The organism is Pseudomonas defluvii (assembly GCF_001695625.1).
Lineage (GTDB): Bacteria > Pseudomonadota > Gammaproteobacteria > Pseudomonadales > Pseudomonadaceae > Aquipseudomonas > Aquipseudomonas defluvii.
On the sequence record NZ_MBPN01000150.1, the window covers coordinates 1 to 8619 of the forward strand.

Annotated in this window: 9 protein-coding genes and 1 pseudogene; 3 read left to right on the forward strand and 7 right to left on the reverse strand. The window is 57.9% G+C overall.

Translation table 11 applies throughout. The annotated features are described in order from the left end of the window. Positions 1 to 584, reverse strand: a 584-nt coding sequence (locus EKA13_RS24585; protein ID WP_176717478.1) for a multicopper oxidase domain-containing protein, incomplete at its 3' end; no start/stop codon positions are given. 213 nt (positions 585 to 797) lie between these two features. On the opposite strand from EKA13_RS24585, the gene EKA13_RS24590 reads away from it, so the two are divergent. Next, positions 798 to 1169, forward strand: coding sequence for a PH domain-containing protein (locus EKA13_RS24590; RefSeq protein ID WP_065761730.1), 372 nt, complete (start codon positions 798 to 800; stop codon positions 1167 to 1169). A 218-nt stretch (positions 1170 to 1387) separates the two neighbouring features. Here EKA13_RS24590 and EKA13_RS24595 read toward each other — a convergent pair whose 3' ends face one another. Continuing rightward, positions 1388 to 1789: a Rid family hydrolase gene (locus tag EKA13_RS24595; protein ID WP_083199902.1), complete on the reverse strand. Its 402-nt coding sequence runs from the start codon at positions 1787 to 1789 to the stop codon at positions 1388 to 1390. Between the two features lie 148 nt (positions 1790 to 1937). On the opposite strand from EKA13_RS24595, the pseudogene EKA13_RS24600 reads away from it, so the two are divergent. Then, positions 1938 to 2132 (forward strand): annotated as a pseudogene (locus EKA13_RS24600) (PH domain-containing protein); the annotation flags it as partial. Between the two features lie 155 nt (positions 2133 to 2287). Here EKA13_RS24600 and guaA read toward each other — a convergent pair. The 4 genes from guaA to EKA13_RS24620 form a co-directional block, all read right to left on the reverse strand. Then, a complete protein-coding gene (guaA, locus tag EKA13_RS24605) occupies positions 2288 to 3865 on the reverse strand; it encodes a glutamine-hydrolyzing GMP synthase (protein WP_065761731.1) in 1578 nt (525 codons plus the stop codon). A gap of 79 nt (positions 3866 to 3944) precedes the next feature. After that, positions 3945 to 5414 (reverse strand): IMP dehydrogenase, encoded by a 1470-nt coding sequence (guaB, locus tag EKA13_RS24610; RefSeq protein ID WP_065761732.1) that lies wholly within the window; start codon positions 5412 to 5414, stop codon positions 3945 to 3947. Positions 5415 to 5499: 85 nt separating this feature from the next. Continuing rightward, complete coding sequence (locus EKA13_RS24615; protein ID WP_065761733.1) at positions 5500 to 6057, reverse strand: sugar ABC transporter ATPase; 558 nt, start codon at positions 6055 to 6057, stop codon at positions 5500 to 5502. Between the two features lie 43 nt (positions 6058 to 6100). Next, the gene (locus EKA13_RS24620) at positions 6101 to 6871 is read right to left on the reverse strand and encodes a sulfite exporter TauE/SafE family protein (RefSeq protein ID WP_065761734.1); all 771 of its coding nucleotides are present in this window, start codon (positions 6869 to 6871) and stop codon (positions 6101 to 6103) included. 102 nt (positions 6872 to 6973) lie between these two features. On the opposite strand from EKA13_RS24620, the gene EKA13_RS24625 reads away from it, so the two are divergent. Continuing rightward, positions 6974 to 7861, forward strand: coding sequence for a LysR family transcriptional regulator (locus EKA13_RS24625; RefSeq protein ID WP_065761735.1), 888 nt, complete (start codon positions 6974 to 6976; stop codon positions 7859 to 7861). A 44-nt stretch (positions 7862 to 7905) separates the two neighbouring features. Here the strand turns inward: EKA13_RS24625 and EKA13_RS24630 are convergent, their stop codons facing one another. Then, on the reverse strand, positions 7906 to 8196 hold the full coding sequence (locus EKA13_RS24630; protein WP_065761736.1) for a hypothetical protein: 291 nt from the start codon (positions 8194 to 8196) through the stop codon (positions 7906 to 7908). Positions 8197 to 8619: the final 423 nt, after the last annotated feature.

Consider the following 8619-nt stretch of genomic DNA (forward strand, 5'->3'; position numbering starts at 1 on the left):
CCCCGGGCAGCTTCACGAGGCACGCTGAAGGCCACAAAGGCCCCTTGCTCGTCCACATGCCAGCTCTTCAGGCTCAGGGTGCGCTCGTGCTTGAACCCGGTGGGCTCGCGCTCCTCGACAATCAACGGCCCCACCAGCCCGCGCCCCAGCTCTTCACTGCTGCTCACATGCGGGTGATACCAGTAGCTACCGGCATCCGGCACACGGAATTTGTAGTCGAAGTATTCGCCCGGCAATACCGGCAGTTGCGAAACGTAGGGTACGCCATCCATTTCCAGCGGCAGGCGAATGCCATGCCAGTGAATAGTTGTAGGAACCGGCAGGTGATTGATGAAGCGTACACGCAGCCATTCGCCCTGACGTACGCGCAACTCGGTGCCCGGCGCCGAAGGCCCAAACGCCCAAGCCGGTGTCTTGTAGCCCGATACCAGCTCCACATCCAAGGGTGCGGCAATCAGCTCGTAGTCATGGCCAGCATTCGGATCGGTCCTGCCCAGCCAATAGCGCGCAGCGCCACCCGCCCCCAGGCCAACCGCCACCAAGCCAGTAAGGCCACCGAGAATTTGTCGCCGGGTAAAGGACATCGGAGCAAGCACCTCGTACTGCAGACTCAACAGGCTGGCGAACTGTGCCAGCGATGAAGGGCGAATACGATACACCTGCATTTGAGAAAGATTAAGTGAAGACTTTGTCGCACCCGCCTTGTGGCACCCACCCCATCTGCACCAGAATCCCCACGACCAGCCCCTGCCATTGAAAAGCCTGGACTGTTGCTCACCTCATAGGGATATCCACGCATGATCGACTTCAACAACAAAGGCTTCTTCAAACTCAAGCAAAACGACGAATACGCCGAACGCGTAACCGCCCTGCTGCTAGACGGCGAACACGTCATCGACGCTTACAAATCCATGCGCGACGGCGTGGTGTTCACCAACAAGCGCATCATCGCGGTGAACGTGCAAGGCCTCACCGGCAGCAAAAAGGATGTCACCTCCCTGCCCTACAAAAATATCGTGGCCTACTCGGTTGAAACTTCCGGCACGTTCGACCTGGACTCGGAGTTGGAAATTTACTTTTCGTCGCTGGGCAAAGTGAAGTTCGAGTTCACCGGCAAGACCGCGATCGTCGAAATTTCCAAGCTTATCTCTGCACATATTTTTGCCTGACAGCACTGCGCGACGCGGGGTGTCAGCGAGCCTGCGGCGCCTGCATCGTTGGCAAGCCAACTCCCACAGGGGACCGCGCAGCACATGGGCGCTCCCTGTGGGATCCAGGCTTGCACTGGTAACGGTCAATGGCTTCTTCCAGCGTTTCGCCGGGCAACCATTAGAACAAATCGTGTAAACGCCTGCCGCAGGCGTTTACACGCCCGAGCGCGATCACATTATTCAGTAACGGCTTGAGCTTCAATCTCCAGGAGCCAGTCTGGGCTCGCCAACCCCGAGACCAAGATCCACGAGGAGGCTGGCAACTTGTCTCCAAATGAGTCATGCAGTGCTCTTGAGATATCGTTCTGAGAATCTGGATTACTCGCATCAGCTCGTATATAGATTCTGAGAATTGTTACATCACTCAAGCGCGCAGGGACTTCTGCCAACAACCTTTCAATGCATGTTAAGCATCGTATTGCTTGCTCGTACATGCCAACGCTGTGCAGAGACTGATCTGCATTGGCTGCAACTTGCCCTGATAAGAAAATGTGATTACTTCCTTTTGAAACAACAGCCTGGCTGAATCCGTATTGGGTGCTATCAAATAAAAAACCTGGATTTATCCTCTTATGCATGAAAACACCAACCTGTAAAAATATTGATTCAAGAGTATCGAGTCATGAACACTGAAGCCACCCGTTTTAGCCCCGAGGTACGTCAACGTGAGCGATGCTTCTGTGCTGCCCGGCTTACCGCCGACGCTTGGCGGAAACCAAGATGCACGGCAGCAAAAAGGATTTCACCTCCCTGCCCTACAAAAATATCGTGACCTACTCGGTTGAAACTTCCGGCACGTTCGACCTGGACTCGGAGTTGGAAATTTACTTTTCGTCGCTGGGCAAAGTGAAGTTCGAGTTCACCGGCAAGACCGCGATCGTCGAGATTTCCAAGCTTATCTTTGCACATATTGTTGCCTGACAGCACTGCGCGAAGCGGGGTGTCAGCGAGCATGCGGCGCCGGCATCATTGGCAAGCCAACGCCGATAGGGATCAGTGCCAGAATCCACTCGGCTTAAAAAACAAACCCCCGCTAAAAAGCGGGGGTTTGTCAGTAGCCTATGCCGAACGCGGGATCATTCCCACTCGATGGTTGCCGGCGGCTTGCTCGACACGTCGTAGGTCACCCGCGAGATGCCATCGATCTCGTTGATGATGCGACCACTGACAGTTTCCAGCAGCTCGTACGGCAGGTGCGCCCAACGGGCGGTCATGAAGTCGATGGTTTCCACGGCACGCAGGGCCACGACCCAGGCGTAACGACGGCCATCACCTACCACGCCAACGGATTTGACGGGCTGGAACACCACGAACGCCTGGCTGACCTTGTGGTACCAGTCGGCCTTGCGCAGCTCTTCGATGAAGATGTGGTCGGCACGACGCAGCAGGTCGGCGTACTCTTTCTTCACCTCACCGAGGATCCGCACGCCCAGGCCTGGGCCCGGGAACGGGTGACGGTAGACCATGTCGTAAGGCAGGCCCAGTTCCAGACCGATACGGCGGACTTCGTCCTTGAACAGCTCGCGCAGCGGCTCGACCAGCTTGAGGTTCATTTCCTCTGGCAGGCCACCAACGTTGTGGTGCGACTTGATCACGTGAGCCTTGCCGCTCTTGGCACCGGCCGACTCGATCACGTCAGGGTAGATGGTACCCTGGGCCAGGAACTGGATGTTCTCCAGCTTGCTCGCCTCAGCATCGAACACGTCGATGAAGGTGCGACCGATGATCTTGCGCTTCTTCTCTGGGTCGGCTTCGCCGGCCAGATTGGACAGGAACTGTTCCTCGGCGTTGGCACGAATCACCTTGACGCCCATGTTCTCGGCGAACATGGCCATCACTTGCTCACCTTCGTGCAGACGCAGCAGGCCGTTGTCGACGAAGACGCAGGTCAGTTGATCGCCAATGGCACGGTGCAACAGCGCAGCCACCACCGAAGAGTCGACACCGCCAGACAGACCCAGCAGTACGTTTGCCGAACCCACCTGCTCACGCACCTGGGCAATGGCGTCTTCAACGATGTTCGACGCAGTCCACAGTGCTTCGCAGCCGCAGATGTCGAGGATGAAGCGCGACAGGATGCGACCGCCCTGCTTGGTGTGGGTCACTTCCGGGTGGAACTGCACGCCGTAGTAGCCACGGGTGTCGTCGGCCATACCGGCGATCGGGCAGCTCGGGGTGCTGGCCAGAATATGGAAGCCGGCTGGAATCTCGGTAACCTTGTCACCGTGGCTCATCCAGACATCGAGGCCAAATACACCATCGTCGTCTACATGGTCTTCGATGCCGTCCAGCACACGGCTCTTGCCGACGACATCGACACGGGCGTAACCAAATTCGCGCAGGTCGGAACCTTCAACCTTGCCGCCCAATTGCTCGGCCATGGTCTGCATGCCGTAGCAGATGCCGAACACAGGTACGCCCAGGTCCCAGACGGCTTGCGGAGCACGTGGGCTGTTGGCTTCGTGGACCGACTCGGGGCCGCCTGCGAGGATGATGCCGCGCGGGGCGAATTCGCGAATCGCTTCATCGTCCATGTCGAACGGATGCAGTTCGCAGTACACACCGATTTCGCGAACGCGACGAGCGATCAGCTGGGTGTACTGGGAACCGAAATCGAGGATCAGGATGCGGTGAGCGTGAATGTCGAGGGCCATGACTCAATCTCGTCAGTGGTAATCGGAAACGACACGGGGCTGTCGATAACAGCCCCGCTTGCTAGTACTGCCAGAAGCATCAACCTACGCGGTAGTTTGGCGCTTCTTTGGTGATCTGCACGTCATGCACGTGGGACTCGGCCATGCCGGCACCGGTGATGCGGACAAACTCAGGCTTGGTGCGCATCTCTTCGATGGTGGCACTGCCGGTGTAGCCCATCGAGGAGCGCAGACCGCCCATCAACTGGTGAATGATTGCGGTCAGGGTGCCTTTGTACGGAACGCGACCTTCGATACCTTCCGGTACCAGCTTCTCGGCACCAGCCGAGGAGTCCTGGAAGTAGCGATCGGAAGAGCCCTGGGCCTGGGACATTGCACCCAGCGAACCCATGCCGCGGTACGCCTTGTAGGAGCGGCCCTGGAACAGCTCGATCTCACCTGGCGCTTCTTCGGTACCGGCGAACATCGAACCCATCATTACGCAGGAAGCGCCTGCAACGATGGCCTTGGACAGGTCACCAGAGAAACGGATACCGCCGTCAGCGATCAATGGCACACCAGTGCCTTCCAGTGCAGCAGAGACATTGGCGATGGCGCTGATTTGCGGCACGCCAACACCTGCAACGATACGGGTGGTGCAGATCGAGCCTGGGCCGATACCGACCTTGACCGCATCAGCGCCAGCTTCAACCAGTGCCTTGGCCGCAGCGCCAGTGGCGATGTTGCCGCCGATGACCTGCACTTCAGGGAAGTTTTCCTTGACCCAGCGAACGCGGTCGATAACGCCTTTGGAATGACCGTGCGCGGTGTCGACCACAACCACGTCAACGCCAGCAGCAACCAGTGCGGCAACGCGCTCGCCAGTGTCCTTGCCGGTGCCGACAGCGGCGCCGACGCGCAGACGACCCTGGTCGTCCTTGCTGGCCAGCGGGTAGGCCTTGGCCTTTTCGATGTCCTTGACGGTCATCATGCCCTTGAGGGCGAATTGCTCGTCGACGATCAGGACTTTTTCCAGGCGGTGCTTGTGCAGCAGCTCGCGGACTTCGTTCTTGTCGGCGCCTTCGCGGACAGTGACCAGACGCTCTTTCGGCGTCATCACTTCACGCACGGTGGCGTCCAGACGGTTCTCGAAGCGCACGTCACGGGAGGTCACGATACCGACCAGGTCACCCTTGTGCAGTACCGGTACACCGGAGATATTGTTCAGGCGGGTCAATTCGAACAAGTCGCGCACGGTAGCGTCAGCGTCGATGGTGATCGGGTCTTTGACCACGCCAGCCTCGAACTTCTTGACCTTGCGCACTTCGGCAGCCTGCTGCTCGATGGTCATGTTCTTGTGGATGATGCCGATGCCACCTTCCTGTGCCATTGCAATGGCCAGGCGGGCTTCGGTCACGGTATCCATGGCGGCGGAAACCAACGGAATATTCAGCTCGATGCCACGGGTCAAACGGGTCTTGAGACTGACTTCATTGGGCAGTACCTCGGAATAACCAGGCACTAGGAGAATGTCGTCGAAGGTCAGGGCTTCTTGGCTGATACGCAGCATCGCGGGGGCTCCCGGGCGGGAAAAATGGAAGCGCGCCATTATACTCATACCCGGGCCTTCACTCAATGTATAGATGGCCCTTCGGTCAGTTGTCGTTCAATGTCACCTGCACCACGGCCACGGGCTGGTCCAGCCAATCGGCAAATGCTTCGATAAAAGAGGGTTTGAAACCGGCTTCGGCCCAGTTGTTGAAGATAAACCCCAGGTTGGAAAACCCACACGGCTGCAGGAACAGGAAGCCGTTGATATCGTCCTCATGGCCGCACTCGGGGCAGGTGAAGTTATCGGTCTGCCCAGGCATCCACTCTTCCAGGCTCTCGAACAGCGCCTCGCCAACCTCGCGACGGCATTCGGCACACCCGGCCTCCTCCAGAAACCCCTGCACCGGCGTATAGATGCAACGCTTGGTGACCACCTCAAGGCCATTGACCGGCTGATCGAACGGCAGCAGTTCCGGATGCAGTACCACCTTGCGTGCGCCCGGCGCAATGGCATACGCCATGCGATTGCCGGTACGCCCGCAGGTGCTCAGCTGTTCTTCGACAATGTTTTCGCGCACTAGCCAACGCAGGATCGCCCGGGCCCTCGGCTCGTGTACCGGGACCGTGGAAATTTTCGGGACGATGATGCACTGGGTATTCATAACGACGGCCAAACCAATTCAAAGCCGCCAGTTTAACCCGTGCTCAGGCACTCAGATAGCGACCGATCAGTGCAATACCACTGGCCAGCACCAGCCAGGTGACCATGCGCACAAACGCTTCGCGCGACATGTTCAGGGTCAGCCGTCGGCCCACCCACACGCCCAGCAGCATCATCGGCGCCAGGCACAGCGCCAGCAGCAACAACGGCAGGTCGGCATACACACCCGCCAGCAGGAACAGGCTCAGGCGCACCAGCGTACTGCAACTGATCAAGGCACTCTGGGTGGCACGCACCTGATCCTTGGAGAGCAACCGGGCATTAAGGTAGATCGCATAAAGAAAGCCGCCACTCCCGAACAGCGCCCCAAACAGGCCACCAACCGTACCCATTGGCACCACCCAGCCAGGCGCCAGGCGTGCAGGCTTGACGGTCACTGCCAGGCTGTAGACGGCATACGCCGTAATAAACAGCCCCATCAGCAGCAACAGCAGGTCAGACTTGAGGTTGAGCAGGAACACCACACCCAGGGTGCAGCCCAGCGCCATGCACGGCAGCAGACGCATCAGCTCGCTGCGAACCACAGCCTTGCGTGCCGGTAGCCAGTTACCAAACGCCGCCACGAAATCCAGCAGCACCAACAACGGGATAATCCGCGACAACGGCATGAACTGAATCATCACCGGCCCCGCGACCAGCGCTGTACCAAACCCGGCGACACCAAAGACAACATAGGCCGCACCGACACCCAACATGATCAGCAGCCAGTCAATCGCCGAAAAGGGAAGTAGGGAAAACACCATTGCCACCGTCATAGCGAGCGACCTCTAAGGAAGACGCGGAAACTTTATCCACTCACCAGCCATGCCGACTAATATGCAATTCATGCAGAAGGTATCTTTAAAAGGCATAGCTCAATGATCTCCACGCGACAGCTGCGCTACTTCGTTGAAATCGCCGACAGCGGCAGCTTCAGTGCCGCCGCCGAGCGCCTGTACATCGCCCAATCGGCCTTGAGCCGGCAGATCAAGGTGCTGGAAGACCTGCTCGACACGCCACTGTTCGAGCGCACCGCCCGCCAGCCGCGCCTGACAACGGCGGGCGAGGCGTTCCTGCCACGCGCACGCAGCCTGCTCAGCGAACTGGAAAAAGCCAGTCGCATGGCCCACGAAATCAGTAATGGCCTGCGCGGTAGCCTTCGCCTCAGTCACTCCAGCACCGTACCGCTGACAGGGCACTTGCTCGCCCGGCTCACCCGCTACCTGCAGGACAACCCAAAGGTCTCCATGGAGATTGCCCAGCAGTCCTCCGAAGCGCAGCTCGAAGAACTTGTCGAAGGCCGGCTGGAACTGGGCCTGCTGCGCCTCCCCGTACTGCGCCAGCATGAAGCCTTGTGCATTGAGCCACTGTTCGAGGAACCGCTGCTGCTAGCGGTGGCCAGCGACCACCCCTTGGCCAGCACGGCCACAGCCAGCCTGGCGCAATTGCGAGAAGAAGCCTTTATCTCCATCCCCCATCGCCAACGAGGCGGCTTGAGCTACCTGTCTGCGCAGTTATGCATGCAGGCGGGATTCTTTCCCAAGGCTGCGCGAGTGGTGTCACGCAAGACCACACAACTGCAGCTGATTCAGGCCGGGTTTGGCGTGGCCCTGCTACCGCGCTGCATGAAAGATATCGCGCCCAGCGGACTAACATTCGTGCCCTTGGCCGATGAGGGCTGTACCAGCACCGTGGCCGTCGCCTATCGGCGTGATGCCGGGCCGTTGGTGCAGCAGTTTGTTAAGCACCTGCGTGAACGGGGATGACTCATCTGCCAACCGTTAATGGTTGCGATTGAACCTTCACTCAATCAAACCGGGTTTGAGGGTGTATCCAACGTGTCGGTCCTGTACTTGTTCAAGGTTACAAAATCTGGGACTGACCAGTTCGGGCCTTTCATCGGCTGGCCTTTTTCGTTTTTGACAAACACCCCGTCTTTGAAAAGCTGCTTATACACGTTCATAAGCTCACCGCTGGCGACGACTTCGAATTTGAATCGAACGTACATATAGTCAATCATTGGGTATGAGGAGATGGGAATTAATGCCGTCAGCACGTCAGCGATGGGCTCATTGACTATGACCTTCTCTAGATAACTCATTGCTCACACCCCTTTTCTCTTTATCTGTTTATATTCGGTCCGCTTCTACTGCATAAAACGGGTCCGTTTCTTCATCGCCCCATGGTCATCAAGGGTTGCCATATAAGCATCGTTCCATACGCGCTTATCTTCACTCCGAGCACTCGATAGCGCTCCAGCCCCTCACTTCTGCCCTTGTCAGTAAACGCCAGGAAAACTCCGGTCACGTCAGCACAGGCCGCCTGACCTAAGCTGAGTGATCGGAATGTTCTCAATGGTTGTGATTGAACCTTCACTGGATCAAACCGGGTTGGAGGGTGTATCCAACGAGTCGGTCCTGTACTTGTTCAAGGTTACAAAATCTGGAACTGACCAGTTCGGGCCTTTCATCGGCAGGCCTTTTTCGTTTTTGACAAAAACCCCGTCTTTGAAAAGCTGTTTATA